The sequence below is a fragment of the Paenibacillus sp. 05T425 genome (assembly GCF_056396205.1).
The window spans coordinates 114,058-131,683 of record NZ_JBFTLA010000012.1; the positions used below are offsets into that span (position 1 = coordinate 114,058).

The 17,626-nt window shown below is 49.5% G+C and carries 14 protein-coding genes; 12 read left to right on the forward strand and 2 right to left on the reverse strand.

The window, feature by feature from the left end; all coding sequences use genetic code 11:
• The first annotated feature begins 162 nt into the window (after positions 1–162).
• The 5 genes from AC1DF0_RS24770 to AC1DF0_RS24790 are packed head-to-tail and all read left to right on the forward strand — an operon-like array spanning position 163 to position 10,143.
• Positions 163–5,937, forward strand: coding sequence for an S-layer homology domain-containing protein (locus AC1DF0_RS24770; RefSeq protein WP_477575766.1), 5,775 nt, complete (start codon positions 163–165; stop codon positions 5,935–5,937).
• A gap of 33 nt (positions 5,938–5,970) precedes the next feature.
• Positions 5,971–6,879, forward strand: a complete 909-nt coding sequence (locus AC1DF0_RS24775) for a DUF4430 domain-containing protein (RefSeq protein WP_477575768.1) — start codon at positions 5,971–5,973, stop codon at positions 6,877–6,879.
• Positions 6,876–7,781, forward strand: a complete 906-nt coding sequence (locus AC1DF0_RS24780) for an energy-coupling factor transporter transmembrane component T (protein ID WP_477575770.1) — start codon at positions 6,876–6,878, stop codon at positions 7,779–7,781. Before AC1DF0_RS24775 ends, AC1DF0_RS24780 begins: the two co-directional genes overlap by 4 nt.
• The gene (locus AC1DF0_RS24785; protein WP_477575772.1) at positions 7,754–9,433 is read left to right on the forward strand and encodes an ABC transporter ATP-binding protein; all 1,680 of its coding nucleotides are present in this window, start codon (positions 7,754–7,756) and stop codon (positions 9,431–9,433) included. Before AC1DF0_RS24780 ends, AC1DF0_RS24785 begins: the two co-directional genes overlap by 28 nt.
• Positions 9,433–10,143 carry an ECF transporter S component gene (locus AC1DF0_RS24790; RefSeq protein WP_477575774.1) on the forward strand — a complete coding sequence of 237 codons (711 nt, stop codon included), beginning with the start codon at positions 9,433–9,435 and terminating at the stop codon, positions 10,141–10,143. Before AC1DF0_RS24785 ends, AC1DF0_RS24790 begins: the two co-directional genes overlap by 1 nt.
• A gap of 63 nt (positions 10,144–10,206) precedes the next feature.
• On the opposite strand, the gene AC1DF0_RS24795 is transcribed toward AC1DF0_RS24790, so the two are convergent.
• Complete coding sequence (locus AC1DF0_RS24795; RefSeq protein WP_475824407.1) at positions 10,207–10,617, reverse strand: ImmA/IrrE family metallo-endopeptidase; 411 nt, start codon at positions 10,615–10,617, stop codon at positions 10,207–10,209.
• 8 nt (positions 10,618–10,625) lie between these two features.
• Positions 10,626–11,048: a helix-turn-helix domain-containing protein gene (locus AC1DF0_RS24800; RefSeq protein WP_475824406.1), complete on the reverse strand. Its 423-nt coding sequence runs from the start codon at positions 11,046–11,048 to the stop codon at positions 10,626–10,628.
• Positions 11,049–11,295: 247 nt separating this feature from the next.
• Here AC1DF0_RS24800 and AC1DF0_RS24805 point away from each other — a divergent pair, with 247 nt between their 5' ends.
• From AC1DF0_RS24805 to AC1DF0_RS24835, 7 genes are all read left to right on the forward strand, one after another.
• Positions 11,296–11,916, forward strand: coding sequence for an ECF-type sigma factor (locus AC1DF0_RS24805; RefSeq protein WP_337100942.1), 621 nt, complete (start codon positions 11,296–11,298; stop codon positions 11,914–11,916).
• A 201-nt stretch (positions 11,917–12,117) separates the two neighbouring features.
• Entirely contained in the window at positions 12,118–12,306 is a 189-nt protein-coding gene (locus AC1DF0_RS24810) for a hypothetical protein (RefSeq protein ID WP_477575777.1), read from the forward strand.
• 3 nt (positions 12,307–12,309) lie between these two features.
• Positions 12,310–13,626 (forward strand): phage tail sheath family protein, encoded by a 1,317-nt coding sequence (locus tag AC1DF0_RS24815; RefSeq protein ID WP_477575779.1) that lies wholly within the window; start codon positions 12,310–12,312, stop codon positions 13,624–13,626.
• A 1-nt stretch (position 13,627) separates the two neighbouring features.
• Positions 13,628–14,092, forward strand: a complete 465-nt coding sequence (locus AC1DF0_RS24820; RefSeq protein WP_475824403.1) for a phage tail tube protein — start codon at positions 13,628–13,630, stop codon at positions 14,090–14,092.
• 34 nt (positions 14,093–14,126) lie between these two features.
• Positions 14,127–14,549 (forward strand): phage tail assembly chaperone, encoded by a 423-nt coding sequence (locus AC1DF0_RS24825; RefSeq protein WP_477575781.1) that lies wholly within the window; start codon positions 14,127–14,129, stop codon positions 14,547–14,549.
• A 231-nt stretch (positions 14,550–14,780) separates the two neighbouring features.
• On the forward strand, positions 14,781–16,949 hold the full coding sequence (locus AC1DF0_RS24830) for a phage tail family protein (RefSeq protein WP_477575783.1): 2,169 nt from the start codon (positions 14,781–14,783) through the stop codon (positions 16,947–16,949).
• Entirely contained in the window at positions 16,949–17,626 is a 678-nt protein-coding gene (locus AC1DF0_RS24835; RefSeq protein WP_477575785.1) for a LysM peptidoglycan-binding domain-containing protein, read from the forward strand. Before AC1DF0_RS24830 ends, AC1DF0_RS24835 begins: the two co-directional genes overlap by 1 nt.

Genomic DNA, 17,626 nt, shown 5'->3' on the forward strand with positions numbered 1-17,626 from the left:
ATTCTACGAGCGATAGGAGGATGTTTTTTAGTGTGGGCTTTTTGCTGTGTGCGCTATTAAACCTTTTGCCGATTGCGGCGGAAGGTTTTTTTTGTGCGCGCTGAAAGTATGGTAGACAAGATTTAGTAGAAATCGAAGGACTGGAAAGGAAGTAATGAAAAGATGATCAGGAACAAGTATTTAGCGTGGCTGCTTATCGCAAGCATCCTATTCTCTGTCGTGTTCACGAACGGAGCCAGCATTGCGCTCGCGGCGGAGGATGAATCTGATTCGGCTGCCTATGACGTGCTTGAAAGCATGGTTAGCTCCCAAGATAGCGTCGATGAAGCACTTGCCGATCTAAACGAAGTATTGAGCACCGATGAGGAAGATACGGAGCTGCCCATTATCGAAGTTGTAGGCATAGAAAACAACGCCATCTTAACCAACAGCGAATTAGATTTCGCCGTTACGGTAACGGACAACGTATCGGAAGCGATCACTCCTCAAGTGAAGCTGAATGGGACGGTCATTACGGGAACGGATGGACAATATACGGCGACGCTGATCGCTGGCAACAACACGATTGCGATAACAGCTGATGATGAGGCCGGCAACAAAGCAGAGCAAACCTTTGTCGTTACGTACAAGCAAACGTTCGACGCCCTGCTGGAGCAACAAATCGATGCAAACCTTGCTTATATCCAGAAAACCGTCACGAATCCCGTATTCGGAACGGGGAGCGGGGACTGGTCCGTCCTCTCGCTTGCGCGGGGACAATATGACGTTCCAAACGGATATTACGATATCTACTATAATAATGTAGCCAATAAAGTCACCGAGCTAATGACGGCTAACTCGGGCGTGCTCGACAAGACGAAAAGCACGGAGCATTCCCGCGTTATTCTTGGACTTACATCCGTTGGCCGGGATATAACGGACGTTGCCGGCTTTGACTTGAGAAGCGCGTTAGCAGACTTCGATTACGTCAAGAAGCAAGGCAATAACGGTCCGATATTCGCGCTGATTGCGCTGGACAGTCATGACTATGAAATTCCTGTCGCTCCTGTAGGAAAGACGCAAACGACAAGGGAAAATCTCGTTCAATTTTTGCTCGATAAGGAAATAAAGAAAGGTACCGATCAAGCAGGCGGTTGGGCACTAGGAACGAGCGCAGCCGATGTGGATATGACAGCCATGGCGCTGCAAGCGCTGGTTCCTTATTACGAGACGAACACTAATGTAAAGGGAGCTGCGGATCGAGCGATTGCGTGGTTATCCAAAGCACAAAGCGCGGACGGAGGCTATACGAGTTGGGGATCCTCGAGTAGCGAAAGCATCGCACAAGTTATTACGGCTTTATCCGGCTTTGGGGTAGATGCCCACACGGATGAGCGTTTTATTAAAAACGGCATCTCGGCATTGGACGCGCTATTGGCTTTCGCAGTGCCCGAAGGCGGCTTCAAACATGTCAAGACGGGTAAAGTTGACGGCATGGCAACCGACCAAGGCACATACGCGCTTGTTGCCTACAGTCGATACATTAACGGACTGACGTATTTGTACGATATGACCGACGTAGAGATTTTGACGCCGGATACGAAACAGCCCGTCATCTCGGTTGAGGGGATCGTTAATGGTCAGGAAGTCGATTTGGAACACCTTGGCTTTAATGTTTCGGTTACGGATAATCGAACCAAGGGCATCGTTCCGGTAGTGAAGCTGAACGATACTATCGTTAGCAGCAAGAACGGGAAGTACGAGGCGACGCTTCGCGAAGGAGCGAACACGATTGTCGTAACAGCCGTGGATGCGGCGGGCAATATAGCGGAGAGCACTTTTACATTTACTTATAAGCCTGGAACCGTTCAGACAGCTCAAAATCATTTGAAAAAAAGCTTAACCTATCTGCTTGCGACGGTGAATAACCCGACATGGGGAACGCTTGGCGGAGAATGGTCCATTTTCACGCTTGCGCGGGCCGGACATGACGTGCCTAAAGGGTATTACGAGACGTATTACAATAATGCGAATGCCGCAATTAAAAAGGAAATCGAGGAATACGGTGCGTTTTGGTCGAGCACCGACTACTCCAGAACGATGATCGGACTTGCTTCCATCGGGATGGACGTTTCGAATATCGGCGGAATCGATCTGAAGGACGGTTTGGCGGACTACGATTTCGTAAGCGGGCAAGGTCTTAACGGTCCGGTATTCGCTTTGCTTGCTATCGATGCCTACGATTATGAAATTCCAGAAGCAGCCCCCGGAAAGGTGCAGACGGATAAAGAAAAATTAATTCAATCTATATTGGACAAAGAAATCAACAAAGGCACGGATAATGCGGGAGGATGGACTTTCTACGGAGATGTGGCGGATCCCGACATGACTTCAATGGCCATACAAGCATTAACGCCTTATTGTGCAGCCAGAAGCGATGTCAAAGCCGCGGTGGACAGAGCCGTTGATTGGTTATCCAATGCTCAAATGAGCGATGGAGGCTTTGATAATTGGGGTGCAAACAGCGAAAGCACCGCGCAAGTCATAGTCGCTCTAACGGGACTGGGCATTGACCCTCATACCGATGCCAGATTCATTAAAAACGGCAAATCGGCTTTGAATGCTTTGCTTGACTTCGCCGTTGCCGGTGGTGGATTCAAGCACGTGCAAATGGAGAGCGATGCCAATGCGATGGCTACCGATCAAGGCACGTATGCACTTGTTGCGTATGACCGGTTCCTGAAAGGAATGAACCGTCTCTATGACATGACGGACGTCGAGCTCTATGTGCCCGAACCAACGAAGGACGGTAACGAGCTTGAGCTTCCTGCCGGCGATAAGCCGGAGGTAGTCATTCCGCAGGACAACGAGGATTACACGATTCCGATCACGGCAAGCGACAGCGGCAAAGAAGTGACGATAACGATTCCGGAGGGCAAGTCGTCTAAAGTATCCGTTGACCTTTCAGGCGCAGTGAACCTGCCGGAAATCAAGGCCGTAAAGGGTGGAGCTGCTGCTTTCATTCCAAGCGGTACGCGGGTTGTGAGCGGCGATGCTTCGGCAATCGAGCTGCTGACGTCGAAATCGGTGACGGATCCTGCGTTGATCGCTCAGATTAGCGACAGTCTTCCGGATAATCGCAGCCTGGATGCGCTCGTACAAGCGTTCTCCATGGGCGGCAGCGGAAGAGTCGAGTTCAGCGATTACGTAACGCTGACGTTCATAGGAAAAGCTGGCAAGGATGCGGCTTACATCGAGGGGGGCATCGCCTATCCAATCGGGAAGTTTGCCAACGATGCGGCGGGCAAAGCAAGCGGCAAGAACGAATATGCGTATGACAGCGGATCCGATCTCATCGTCAAAACGAATCATTTTACGGACTATGTCGCTTATTCGTCTTCTGAGGTCGAAGCACCAGGTGGCGGTACGGAGCCTCAGCCGAAAACATATGCGACGTTGTCGGTCGACAAGATGACGATTAATAAATGTTTTGTATTGAGCCCTACTAAAGTTGAGCTGCAGTCCGGGGATACGGTATGGACGGTGCTCAAGCGTGTGCTTGGCAGCAAAAATATTAACATGCAATATTCATGGAGCGAGGAATACAACAGCGTCTACGTAGAATCGATTGCCGGAGACGGTGAGTTCGATCACGGCCAGTATAGCGGTTGGATGTACAACGTGAATGGCATTTATCCGAATTACGGCGCAAGCTTGTATGAGCTTGAAGACGGAGACGTTATTCAATGGCGCTATACGACAAATTTGGGTGAAGACTTGGACATATACGATCCGAGCCAATGTTTCTCGGAGCTCCCATCGGACGGAAAATCGTCAGAACTGATCGTAAACCCTAACGAATCTAACCCGGTCGTTCAAGTACCGAACGATGCTCAGAAAAACTATTTCATTAAATTATCAAAAGAACATAACAATACCGACAACATTACGGTTCAAATTCCTACTACGAACTTAAAGCTGCAACTGCAGCTGGCGGACGTTGCGGACGGTATTCCGCATGTAACGGCCGTTAAAGGAAATATAACCGCGGCGATCGCGAAGGGCACAAAGCTATTGTCTGGCCCGCAAACGATAGAGCTTCTGTCTGCGCCGAGCATTACGATTTCCGAGCTTGAAAATCTGATTAAGTCATCTCTTGCCGGCAGCACAGCTTCTCTTAAAAATGTGAATTACGCTTTCGTACTCGGCAATGACAAGGAACCTGTGAATTTCGATACGCCGGTGACAATCTCACTGAAAGACGCGGCAGGTCAAGTTCCGGGGTACTACGAGAAAAACAAGTTTACGGAAATAAAGGTTTACGATACGGATGAGCAAGGCGCACTGGAAACAAAAGACAACGAGAAAAAAATCTATGCATTCGTGAACGGCAATGATCTTGTTATTAAATCGAATATCGGCGCGGCATTCGTGGCGTATACGAAGCAAGCGATCGACATCGCGAAGCTGTATTCCGATAGCTCATCCATCTCGGCATGGGCTTATCAAGCCATTACCGATGCGACCGGGAAAGGGTTCGTTCAAGGCAGCAACGGAAAGTTCAATCCGAAATCGACGATAACAAGAGCGGAGTTCACGAAGCTGTTGGTATCTGTGCTTGGATTGAAGACGGATATTGACAATGCGATCGCCTTTACGGACGTTGCCAAGGATGATTGGTTCTACCCGTACGTCAATGCGGCATATAAGGCAGGCTTCGTATCGGGCTACGATAATAAGTTTGATCCGAGCAAGAGCATTACGCGCGAACAGATGGCGGCTACGATTGTTCGAGCGCTCGGTTTGAAAGCAGCAACCCCTGTAACGCCTATCAAAGATTTGAGCTCAGTATCGAACTGGGCCAACAAAGACGTACAAACGATTGTCGCATTGGAATTGATGCTCGGTTACGGCAACCAGTTCCAGCCGAAAGCTGACGTTACGAGAGAAATGGCAGCAGTCGTTGCAATGAGGGCTTATGCTCTTACCGGTAAGCAGGCAGAACAGCCTGAAGCTGGGCAGGATCAAGCAGTCAAGCAGGTTATCAATGAGGCTGCATCTTACTTGCAGAAGACTGTAACCAATCCAATTATCGCAAGCATTGGCGGTGAATGGTCAGTACTGGGACTTGCTCGTTCGGGGGTAAACGTTCCAGACGGCTACTATGCCAAGTATGTAGCCAATGTCGAACAAACCCTTAAGGAAAAAGAAGGAAAGCTTCATCATGTCAAATACACGGAATACGACAGGGTCGTCCTAGCGCTTACCGCGCTAGGGAAGAAAGTCGACAATGTGGCAGGATACAACCTGCTCAAGCCGTTGGCCGATTTCAATACCGTCATTAAACAAGGTATTAACGGTCCTATATTCGCTTTGATTGCTCTGGACAGCAAAGGTTACGAGATTCCGGTCGACTCGGCAGTCAAGACGCAAACGACGAGAGCGCTATTGATCGACTTCATACTGGGACGTGAAATCGCAGGTGGAGGCTGGGCGCTTGGCGAGGAAGCGGCTGCGGCCGATCCGGATATTACGGCAATGGCTATTCAAAGCCTTACGTCTTACTATGGCACCAACGAGAAGGTGAAGGCAGCCGTGGATCGCGGCTTGGTATGGCTGTCCAAGGCACAGCTAGCGGATGGCAGTTATGCAAGCTGGGGTTCGTCGAATGCCGAAAGTATTGCGCAGGTCGTCGTTGCTCTATCTGGACTTGGCATCGACGCGGATACCGATCCGCGTTTCGTGAAGAACGGCCATTCGGCGCTTGACGCGCTACTTGGCTTCGCCGTGAAGGGCGGAGGCTTCTATCATGTGAAGCCGGGCGGTATTGACAACGGAGGCGCGAAGCCTGGCGAAGTCGACTTGATGGCAACGGATCAATCCTTCTATGCTTTAGTCGCATATGACAGATTCATTAAAGGGCTTAACCGATTGTATGAGATGTCGGATGTCACTTAATAGAGCAGATGCAAGCAAGGCAGGCGCGACAATATGAATAATAAAAAATGGCTCGCAGCGCTGGCGATAATAGCCGTTCTGGCGGTTGCTTTCTTCTGGGGCGGCGATTATGGCAAAAGCACGCAGCCGAGCAAGAGCAGTGAGGCCGCTTCGCAGGTGGTGGAAGAGGGCGAGGTTTCGTTGGACGAAGAGAGCGAGCGGCCGACAACGACTCCGGACATCGCCGGTGCGAACGAGCCGAGCTTAAATCCGCAGGCGACGGGAAGTGTTATTGTTGAAGCGGGCGAAACATCGCCTGCTTCAACCGAAGCTACCGGCACACCTTCGGCAACGCCGAAGCCGAAGCCAGATAAGCCTGAGGCAACGGCCACGGTAACGAGCCGTCCGGCAGAAACGAAGACGCCGGCAACGACGCAGACGACCAAGGAACCCGATAAGGATAAATATCTTACAGATCCCGTCCCTTCAGGCAAGCCGAAACCAGTGGAGCCACAGGATGTTACGGTCGACAAGAACAAAAAGCTGACCGTCACGTTATCCGTAAGCGCCGCTACTATACTGGACAATTTGGATATGCTCGACGAGGACAAGCTAGAAGTGCTACCGAAGGACGGGGTTATCTACAAGGCTCGCAAAGTGACTTTTTACGAAGGTGAATCGGTATTCGACGTGCTGCTTCGGGAAATGAAGGCGAACAAAATTCATATGGAATTCGAGATGACTCCGATCTATAACAGCAACTATATCGAAGGTATCAACAATTTGTACGAATTTGATTGCGGCGAGCTGAGCGGCTGGATGTACAAGGTGAATGGATGGTTTCCGAACTACGGCAGCAGCCGCTACAAGCTGAAGGACGGCGATGTCGTTGATTGGGTATATACATGCGATCTTGGACGCGACGTGGGCGGCGATGCGGCCACGGGAGGAACGGGACAATGAATAGGGAAGCGAACCGCGACAGCTTCTCCGGTTATCATCCATTCATAAGCTTCGGATATTTTGCCGTAGTGATTGCTTTCAGTATGCTGTTCATGCATCCCGTATTTCAAGCGATAGCGCTATTTAGCGCTATCGCTTACTCTATTATGCTGAAGCGCAGGAAAGCCGTTAGATTCAACGTTCTATATATGCTTCCGCTGCTGCTTGGGATGGCGGCGTTGAATCCGCTTTTTAACCACGCGGGTGTCACGATTCTATTTTACTTGAAAAACGGTAATCCGATTACGCTGGAATCGATCTTATACGGACTCGCTTCCGCATGTATGTTCGTAACGGTTATTGTATGGTTCTCTTGTTATAATGCCGTCATGACTTCGGATAAATTTATTTATTTGTTCGGACGAATTTTGCCCGCGCTGTCGCTTATTTTTTCTATGGCGCTCCGACTCGTGCCACGCTATATGCATCAGATCAAGATCATATCGAACGCGCAGCGGAGCATCGGCAGGGATGTGACGCAGGGCAGCCTGCTTGCCAGAGTTCGCAACGGACTGACGATCCTTTCCATAATGACGACCTGGGCACTCGAAAATGCGATTGAAACGGCCGATTCGATGAAAGCCAGAGGTTATGGGTTGCCGGGGAGGACGAGCTTCTCGCTTTATCGGTTTGATCGGCGGGATAAAGCGGTGCTTGCTATCATGCTGGTACTCATCGCCGCCATTCTATACGGATGGGCAATAGGCGAAAATACGATGCGTTATTTTCCCTCGATGAAAGCGGCTGAAATGAAGGCGGTTAGCCTGGCCGTGTATGTCGCGTATCTCGGATTATGTTTGCTGCCTGTCATTACAAATGCGGTGGAGGAACTGAAATGGAAAGCTATCGAATCAAGGATTTAAGCTTCAAGTTTCCTCTTGCAGAAGAGGAGGCGCTGAAAGGAATCAATCTCACAATCCATAGCGGTGAGTTCATTACGATCTGCGGAAGGTCCGGCTGCGGCAAGAGCACGCTGCTAAGGCAGCTGAAGCCGATGCTTGCGCCGCACGGCGAGCGTACGGGACAAATCCATTTTCGCGGCATTCCCATTGAGCAAATCGACCAAAGAACACAGGCATCGGATATCGGCTTTGTGCTGCAGCATCCCGACAACCAGATCGTAACGGACAAAGTGTGGCATGAGCTGGCTTTCGGCCTCGAGAGCTTAGGCGCAGACAACGCGGCGATTCGTCTAAGGGTAGCCGAGATGGCGAGCTTCTTCGGCATCCAGACTTGGTTTCACAAGAACGTGACGGAATTGTCAGGCGGGCAGAAGCAGCTCCTCAATTTGGCTTCCATCATGGCGATGCAGCCTTCCGTGCTTATTTTGGACGAACCAACTTCCCAGCTCGATCCGATCGCCGCGACCGATTTTCTAGAGACGGTGTTCAAAATCAATCGCGAGCTCGGTACGACGATCATTATGACCGAGCATCGGCTCGAAGAAGCGCTTCCGCTCTCGGATCGCGTCATCGTTATGGACGAAGGCTCGATTATAGCGGACGATTCGCCTTGGGTTGTAGGCGAAGCGCTAGCTCGCATGAACCATCCGATGTTCGCTTCGATGCCGTCTCCCATTCAAATCTGTGCCGGCGTTGACAGCGAGCTGCCTTGTCCGATTACAGTCAAGGAAGGGCGACAATGGCTGAATGCGTATCTGGAAGGCAAGACGGCTGCCGAATCGGGGATCGCTGAGGGACGACGGGACGTATCGAAGAAGTCGCACAGCAAGGCAATCATGTTCCAAGACGTTTGGTTTAAGTACGAGAAGAACGGGGCGGATGTCATCAAGGATTTGTCGCTGGAGGTTGGCGAAGGTGAGTTCCACTGCATCGTCGGTGGCAACGGGACGGGGAAGTCTACCGCGTTATCTTTAATTGGCGGTATTCTTAAGCCTTATAGAGGGAAGGTGCTTATCGGCGGCAAAAACGTCGCGAAACTGAACGACAGAGAACTATTCACACACAATCTTGGCATTCTACCTCAAAATCCGCAGCATCTGTTCGTGAAGAAAACGGTTGAGCAGGATTTGTACGAAATGCTTGATTCGTCCGGATTGACGAATGAGGAGAAGGCCGCCAAAGTTGCGGCTGTAGTCGAGTTCGCCGAGCTGGATCGGTTAATGGCTATGCATCCTTACGATCTGAGCGGCGGTGAGCAGCAGCGTGCCGCGCTTGCGAAGGTACTATTGCTCGAACCAAAGATTTTATTGCTTGACGAACCGACGAAGGGGCTGGACGGTTACTTTAAGGAGAAGCTGGCCGCTTTTCTAAAGCGGTTGAATGGAAAAGGCGTCACGATCGTAATGGTATCGCATGATATCGAGTTTTGCGCCAGGCATGGGGAGGTTTGCTCGATGTTTTTCGACGGGAGCATTATTGCGACGAACGAGACGAAAACGTTTTTTGCAGGCAATAGCTTCTACACAACGGCAGCCAATCGCATGGCTCGCCACGTGTGGCCGGGCGGCGTAACGGTAGAGGATGTGATTGGGCAATGCCGGAGAAGCGGATAGTGAGCGACAGGCTCAGTCGCCGGACGCTGATATCCACCGCGCTTATCTTGCTGGTTATTCCTGCGACGATTTTGTTCGGCATCTTCGTTCTGGACGACCGCAAATATTATTTTGTTAGCTTATTGATTATTTTGTATACGATGCTGCCTTTCGCGCTCGTCTTCGAGAAGCGCAAGCCACAGGCGCGAGAGTTAATCGTTATTGCTGTATTGTCAGCTATTGCTGTTGCCGGACGGGCGGCTTTCTTCATGCTGCCGCAGTTCAAGCCGGTTGTGGCGATCGTTATTATCGCGGGCGTCAGCTTCGGTGCGGAGGCGGGGTTTCTCGTCGGCGCCGTTGCGGGATTTGTCTCCAACTTCTTTTTCGGACAAGGCCCTTGGACGCCATGGCAAATGTTTTGCTTCGGCATCATCGGTTTTGTGGCGGGCATTTTGTTCAAGAAAGGCTTGTTGAAGAAAACGCGGCTGGCGCTTTGCCTATTCGGCGGACTGGCAACGTTCTTCATCTATGGAGGCATTATTAACATCGGATCGTTGATGATGTTCACGTCCACCTTCTCATGGGAGGCGCTGCTTGCAACGTACGCTTCGGGCTTCTGGTTCGATATGGTGCATGCCATCGCGACAGTCGTGTTCCTGGCCATTCTCTCGCGGCCGATGCTGGAGAAGCTGGAACGGATCAAAAGCAAGTATGGGCTGATCGAGCGCTAAAGAAGCTTAAAAAAGCTAGCAATCCGGGGAACGGGTTGCTAGCTTTATTTTTGTTCATTAATTTTAGAAGTAAAACTTCTGCATCTCTGGAGGGACACCGTTACGCCGCAGCAACTCCTCAAGCGTCTCGCTTCTCCCAGGAGCATCACCGGCAGTTAGAAGCCGGACGGCGAACTTGCTTGCCTGCCGCTCATACTTGCCTACATTAAAGAATGATTGCTCGTCCAGCCAAAACCGGTTGAATCCGGGATGCAGACGGTCATGTCCAAGCTCATGCGCGCATACGAACCGACGCCAATCCTCTGGGAGCTGTTCGTGAATGACGATGAAACGTCTGCGTAATATTTTATAATAAATGCCTCTCGTATCCTCGCCTAAATCCGCGTACCGCAAATGGATGCCAAGCCCTTCGGCTATCGTGAAAGGGTCGTTGGTCTGGAACTTTCGGATCAGCTTACGAATTAGTTTATCCATAGCAACAGCTACCTTTCGGCATCGTCAGATCTCGCGTCCTGCGGTGCAGTCTTCTTATGCTTGTTCATTTGCTTCGCTTCCCAGAACAGTCCGGTAAGCACATCCATGACACGCTGACGGTCAGTAGGGCTCATTGGGACACCGTCGAACATCACTTCCCCGTCGTCCTCCAGCAGCTTCTTGAAGTCGCGCTTATCTTTATACGTAGCCCATTCCGGAATAGTTGCCGTGGAATGGTCGCGGCCGAGTAGATAATCGGTTGTCGTTGTTAAAATATCCGCTATTTTCTGCAAGTCCTCGCTCGTCGGCGTTACGCGGTCGTTCTCGATATGGCCGAAGTTGGAACGGCCCATTTCCAGTTTAGCAGCAATTTCCTGCTGAGTCAGCCCTCTTTCGGTGCGCAGCTCTTTGATTCTTGACCCTAGTGACATTTTGAATACCCTCCATTATTGTTGTAACGGTATTTAAACTACTTGACGGTATTATAAATACCGAATACAATGAAATTCATCAGAAGGAAACGTATGGCTGTCTAATGAATAGCGGGGTTGCTATTGAAAATACTTCACAGCTAGTATATTTCTCGATGATGGTATTGTCAATACCGAAGTGTAGTTATATTTTTTTGTTTAGAAGGGTATTTAAAATACTTAAACAATAAATAGGAGGTCGTATCAAATGAATAAGGAAGAAATCGCACTTGAATTGCTGGGCTCATATCGCCGTCTGACGGCGCGCATGAAGCAGCTTGAGAAAACATCGGTCGGACCGGGCATCCGACTTAGCGCAGTGTCAGAGGACGATAAGCTGCAGGAGCTGCACCGAGAGCTTCGTAAGCTGCCGACTTATATGTATCTGGACGAGAGAGAGCAGCAGATTGAATCGGCTGCTCATGCGAACTTAACGAAATATCCGCTTGGGACACGCGCGCAACTTAAGGAAGTGAAACGAATCCAGGCTTCGGCAAGCCCGGAGGACGAGCAGCTGCTCAAAGAGCTGGAGGCCAAGATCAAGAAGGTGCTGGAAGCGAGGGCAGGTGCATCCTCATCGGAAGGGTATCGGGGCGTGCTCGATAAGATTAGCGAGCTTCAGGATCTGGAGCGACAGAAGCGGGAGATCGACGAAGCGCTGGAAGCGTTGGAGGAATGCGAGCCGCAATACGCGCAGTTGTTGAAGCTTCGTTATATAGAAGGAAAGCAAGCGGAGTTCGTTGCCTCAGAGCTTGGTATTGTGGATCGCACGTTCCGCAGATGGAAGCAGAAGGCTGTGCAAGAGCTTGTCCGGTTTATGTCCGCTTAATGTCCGAAGGTTGTCCGCCGGATGTCCGATATCGCCAAAAAAACCGTGCTATTATGATATTGTGCAAGAGATCATGAGCGAGGGACAAGCGGCTGAGGGATAAGCTGCTTGTCCCTTTTTGTACCAAGCCCGAGAGGAGTGATTCAGATGTAGCAGCCGGGCAGCACGATGTAGGCTTTTAGATGATGGAGGTAAGGATGGATGAAGAAAAGCGACAGGAAAGCAGCGAAGCCGGAGCAAAGCTTTAGCAAATCACAGTTGCTTGCAGCGAGCAGGTATTCGACTTCCGAGAAAGACGTTCTAGCCGCAGTGCTGGATGGGGACGGGACTTACTCGCATGAACAAGCAGCGAAACAAATCAGCGTTTATTTGACAAAGGAGGTCATGTAGAACATGGCAGGTGGAAATTGGACAACGCAAAACAAAATTCGTCCCGGCGTTTATATTAATGTGGTTGGCGAGAAGAAGGCAGTAAGCAACATCGGCGAGAGGGGTATTGTTTCAGTCCCGCTAACGCTTGACTGGGGCCAGCCTCAGCAAATGATCGAAATCAATGCGGAATCGGATGTATTCGGCTTACTGGGCTACACTCTTGACGCACCGGAGCTTGGATGGCTCGCAAGTGCGCTGAATCGTGCTAAGACGGTTCTGGTGTATCGCTTGAATGAGGGGACGAAAGCAACGGCTGCGATCGGCAGTCTTACGGCAACAGCGAAGTTCGGCGGCGTACGAGGCAATGAGATCAAGGTTGCTGTTCAGGAGAACGTCGATGACGGTGATTTGTTCGATGTGATCACTTACGTATCGAACGTACAGGCGGATGTCCAGACGGTGGACGGCATTGCATCGCTTGTTCCGAACGCTTTCGTCGTATTCGGCGGTACTGGCGCTCTTAGTGCAACTGCTGGCACTGCGCTTGAGGGCGGAGCGAACGGTTCGATTACGAATCAGCAGCATATCGACTTCCTGTCGAAGATCGAGCTGCTCGACTTCCATACGATCGCGCTCGTATCCAGCGATGATTCGCTTAAAGCGGCGTATGCGGCTTTTGCCCGTCGACTTCGCGAAGTAGAAGGCCGCAAAATCCAAGTTGTCGTTGCGAAATACCCTGCTGCGGATCATGAAGGCGTCATTAGCGTCAAAAACGGCGTTAAGCTGGCGGATGGTACGATCGTGGATGCGCAAAATGCGACGGTATGGGTGGCAGCAGCAACGGCAGGAGCTGCAATGAACAAATCGTTGACTTACGATGCTTACGAGGATGCTGTAGATGCGGATATTCGTTATACGAATACGCAGATCGAGGCAGCTCTGCTGGCCGGCGAATTCGTATTCACGGCAAGCAACGGTCAAGCGATCGTCGAGCAGGACATTAATACGCTGACGACGCTAACGACTGGTAAAAGTCGAGTATTCGCCAAAAACCGTGTCATTCGCGTGCTGGACGGCATTGCGAACGACCTTAAACATATTTTTGAAGCATCGTATATCGGCAAGATCGACAACAACCAAGATGGACGAAGCCTTTTCCGCAGCGAATGCGTGAAATATTTGGATGGCTTGCAGCGCCGCGGTGCTATTCAGCAGTTCGATTCGCAGACGGATCTAACCGTTTCGGGCGGCGAGTCGCCTGACAGCATCTTCATCGATGCTTATATCCAACCGGTAGACAGCGTAGAAAAAGTATATATGAAAGTGACGGTGAAGTAAGATGGCATTTTTGAACGCGGGAGATACGATTTCCGGTCAAGAGGGACGGGCGTATGCCAATATTAACGGAATCAACGAGGAAATGTTCTATATTAAGACGCTGGAGGCAAGCATCGAGAAGACGAAGGCCGAGATCAAGACGCTCGGGCATCGCGGCTTGCAGCACAAGGCGACGGGCTGGTCGGGTACGGGCAGCATGACGATCTATTACGTGACGACGAAGTTCCGCCAAATGATGCTGGACTACGTGAAGACGGGCATCGACTCCTACTTCGACATCGTCATCGTGAACGAGGACCCGGCTTCCTCCATCGGCAAGCAGACGGTTACGCTGTATAACGTCAACCTGAACAAGGTCATCATCGGCAAGCTGGATACGGAAAGCGAGGCGCTGGAGGAAGAACTGGAGTTCACCTTCGAGGGCGTCGATATCCAAGATCAATTTGCAAAACTTGCGGGCAATTAATTAAAAAACCATATAAACGTATCGGAGGACGAACATGAGTGAATTAAGTTTATTTTTTGCGCAACATGCGGCTGCGGAGGAGACCGAACCTTTTATCGTATCGAATCGCTTCAAGAACGCGGAGGGCGAGCCGATTGCATGGCAGCTTCGCAGCATGACCGAGGCGGAGAACGAGGACTGCCGGAAGTCGGCGACGCGTAAGGTGAAAGGTAAGAATGGGGTATTCGTACCTGAGACGAATACGGATGAATACTTGGCGAAGCTGGTTGTCAGCAGCATTCATTACCCGAACTTGAAGGATGCGGAATTGCAAAAGTCGTACGGAGTCATGGGCGCGGAAAATCTGCTTCGCACCATGCTTCGTCCAGGTGAATATGCTTCCCTTGTCCAGCGCGTGCAGGACATTAACGGTTTCAACCAAAGCTTGAACGATCTGGCCGATGACGTAAAAAACTAATTAAAGAGGGCGACGGAGAAGCGAACTACGCTTACTACGCCCTCCACGAGCTGCGCATCTTGCCCCACGAGCTGATGGCGATGTCCCGCCGCGAGAAAGCGGCTATCTATGCCATGATCGACGTCCGCATCGAGAGCGAGAAGAAGCAGCGGGCCAGATCGAAACGAAAATAAGGACGGGCAGCGCTCTCGGCTTCGGGAGCGCTCTTGCCCGTGTGAAGGGGGTGAAGGGATGGCAACGCCAATCAATTCTTCCGGTATTAACAATGCAACAGCGGCGGTTGAAGCGCTAAACAGGGCTCTTAAGACTACGGTTCAAGCTTTTACAAGTGTGAATCGAAAAGCGACTGGTTTGAAAAAGCTAGAGAGTAACTTCGGTAAAATCTATCAAAGGATTTCTGCTACCGAAGTCGCTGCAAAAAAGCTTGAAACAAGATTAAGCAGCTTATCAACTAGTATGAATGCAATCGTGCAAGCAAGCGCTGATTTTAAAAACAATATGAATAGCGTTCAAGTACCGACTGTTCCAGCTCCATCTGCTGCAGCGTCGGACTCTGGGGATGCGAGCAACCTATTGGAAAATGGTAATGAGGCTAAAGCAGACAGTGCCAATGCAGACAGTGCAAAAAAAACTAGGATGCAAAAGCTGAGAACGCCGCCCCCTACAGAACTGATGCCCGTTTTTGGAGCAATAGCTGCATTTACAAGTCAATTAATGATAGCGGCAGGGGCAGTATCCATCAATGAAGCGTTGAAAGAAAAACAAATGAAAGATATGCTAGCTACCCAAACCGGCAGCGAGAAAACGGGTACGCAAATATTCCAAAACGCAAGCGCAAGCGCATTAAAGCTTGGAATCGATAAAAGTGAGGCAGTTAATGTAGCTTTATCRCTTACATCAACAGCACAAGATACGGATCAACTCGGCCGCATGACAAATATGTCTACTCAAATGGGATATTTAAGTAATGGCGGGGCAACGTCAGCTGAGGCAGCGGATGCAATTCAGGTCGCAATGACAGGAGATTTTACGGGCCTCACCGATAAATTCAACATTGCAAAAGAAGAAATTGAGTCAGCGGGCTTATCCAAATTTGTCGAAGCAAAGGATATKAATGGATTTTTGGATGCGATGGATCAAATTCTAGAGAAGTCCAACTTGGGAAAATCGGCATTAGATACGATGTTGAGTAGCCCCTTAAATCAACTAACGGTACTCAAGGGACAATTAAAGTCCAGTTTTGCCAGCGCAGGGCAAGGTGCTGTAGCACTCTTACAGCCTATATTAGCTAAATTGATTGAAGCATTCGAGTCAGGGAAGTTCCAGCCATTCTTCGATATGATTCATGTTGGGTTATCTATGGCGGCGGATCTATTCGGTATGGTTGTTGACAGTGTAATATGGCTTTTTTCTGTTTTTGGTCAATTTTGGCCAATAATCGGTGGGGTATTGACAGCACTAGTAGCGGTACTATTGCCAGCCATACTTATTGGATTATGGGCGATGGTGGCACCATTAGTGGCACAAGCCATAGCATGGCTTGCGCCGTTCTGGCCGATATTCGCGATTATTGGCGCAGTTGCTCTTCTTTTGGCATTTCTTATGAATTTCGGACTTACAGCGGAGATGATCATTGGTTATGTTGTAGGAATGTTTTATTATTTGTACAGTAAAATTCATAATATCATTGCATTATTATGGAATCATTTTGTTAGTTTTGCTGAATTTTTAACTAATGCATTCATCGATCCTCTGTACGCAATTCAAAAGGCATTTTATGATGTTTTTAAAAATATATTTGATTTCGTTATAAATATTTTTAACTCTATTTTTTCTGGTATCGATAAAATGTTGGAATTAGTAGGCAGTGATATGAGGTTAAATATTAAATGGAATTCTGATTTCATAGAGGCCTTTAAGCCAGAAGATTCAAATAGACCTGTAAAAGATTTTTCTAGTATGAAGCTTGATCAAATAAATAGTACCGATGCGTTTAGTGAGGGGTACAAGAAAGGGGGGAGCTTTGTTCATCAAGCAACAGGAGCGATAGACGGATTCAAAGGTAAATTAGATGGTGCTTTTCCAGATTCTAAGGAAATATCAGAGTTACCTACCACTCCTACCGACCAACAAGGTTTTGGGGGAACGCAACCAGACATTAACCGCGTCAATGAAGTCGGAAGCATCAACGAGACGGTTGATATCTCTAGTGAAGACTTAAAGACGATGAGGGAGCTTGCCGAGATGAAGAACATTCAAAACTTCGTATCCCTGCAGCCGAGTGTCAGTGTTCAGACTGGCGATATTAACAGTGGCCACGACATTGATACGATCATCGGACGTATCGAGAAGACGCTCAATGAGCAGATCGCGACCTCCGCGGAAGGGGTGTACGCATAATGCAAATAAACAATTATTCCGAGTATGGAATCTGGCTCAGTTATAACAATCAGCAGGAGGGCTTTCGAATTCCAGTTAACCCTCCAGATATTCAAATTGGGGATTCAGTCGGCGGCAAAACCTTCGAGGTATCCGGCTTAGGTGAGATTAACGTTATTCAGAGTCCGAAGCTGACAGATATTTCATTCAAAAGCATCTTCCCGGTAAATCATTATGCTTTCGTCGCAAGCCAGGCTCTGTACGATCCGGTATATTACGTGAACTTGATCTTGAATTGGATGAAAACGAAGCATCCGATCCGTTTCGTCTTCACCGGCGCTTCATTCGATCTCAATATGGCCGTTAGCATCGAGAAATTCGAGTGGTCGGAAATCGCGGGTTCGTCGGATATCGAATACAGTATCGGGTTGAAGAAGTTTGTTTTTTATGGCGCTCGGAAAGTGATTTTGGGTAATGATCAGACGGGAATCAAGAAAAAGGTGAACCGCTCATCGGATCGTCAGATACCTAAAACGTATCGTATGAAAGAAGGCGAGTCGCTTCTGGACGTGGCCAAGCTGCAGCTTGGAAATGCAAATCTATGGCAAACTCTGCAATATGCAAATGGTATTCCGGACTACGTGCTTAATGAGAAAGACGGACTTGTCGGTAAAATCCTTAAGCTAAGGGGGTTATGA

Bases quoted from the DNA above. Each gene is read 5' to 3' on its own strand.
- AC1DF0_RS24770 (WP_477575766.1), top strand. From the start codon at position 163: ATGATCAGGAACAAGTATTTAGCGTGGCTGCTTATCGCAAGCATCCTA.
- AC1DF0_RS24775 (WP_477575768.1), top strand. From the start codon at position 5,971: ATGAATAATAAAAAATGGCTCGCAGCGCTGGCGATAATAGCCGTTCTG.
- AC1DF0_RS24780 (WP_477575770.1), top strand. From the start codon at position 6,876: ATGAATAGGGAAGCGAACCGCGACAGCTTCTCCGGTTATCATCCATTC.
- AC1DF0_RS24785 (WP_477575772.1), top strand. From the start codon at position 7,754: ATGGAAAGCTATCGAATCAAGGATTTAAGCTTCAAGTTTCCTCTTGCA.
- AC1DF0_RS24795 (WP_475824407.1), bottom strand. From the start codon at position 10,617: ATGGATAAACTAATTCGTAAGCTGATCCGAAAGTTCCAGACCAACGAC.
- AC1DF0_RS24800 (WP_475824406.1), bottom strand. From the start codon at position 11,048: ATGTCACTAGGGTCAAGAATCAAAGAGCTGCGCACCGAAAGAGGGCTG.
- AC1DF0_RS24805 (WP_337100942.1), top strand. From the start codon at position 11,296: ATGAATAAGGAAGAAATCGCACTTGAATTGCTGGGCTCATATCGCCGT.
- AC1DF0_RS24810 (WP_477575777.1), top strand. From the start codon at position 12,118: ATGAAGAAAAGCGACAGGAAAGCAGCGAAGCCGGAGCAAAGCTTTAGC.
- AC1DF0_RS24815 (WP_477575779.1), top strand. From the start codon at position 12,310: ATGGCAGGTGGAAATTGGACAACGCAAAACAAAATTCGTCCCGGCGTT.
- AC1DF0_RS24820 (WP_475824403.1), top strand. From the start codon at position 13,628: ATGGCATTTTTGAACGCGGGAGATACGATTTCCGGTCAAGAGGGACGG.
- AC1DF0_RS24825 (WP_477575781.1), top strand. From the start codon at position 14,127: ATGAGTGAATTAAGTTTATTTTTTGCGCAACATGCGGCTGCGGAGGAG.
- AC1DF0_RS24835 (WP_477575785.1), top strand. From the start codon at position 16,949: ATGCAAATAAACAATTATTCCGAGTATGGAATCTGGCTCAGTTATAAC.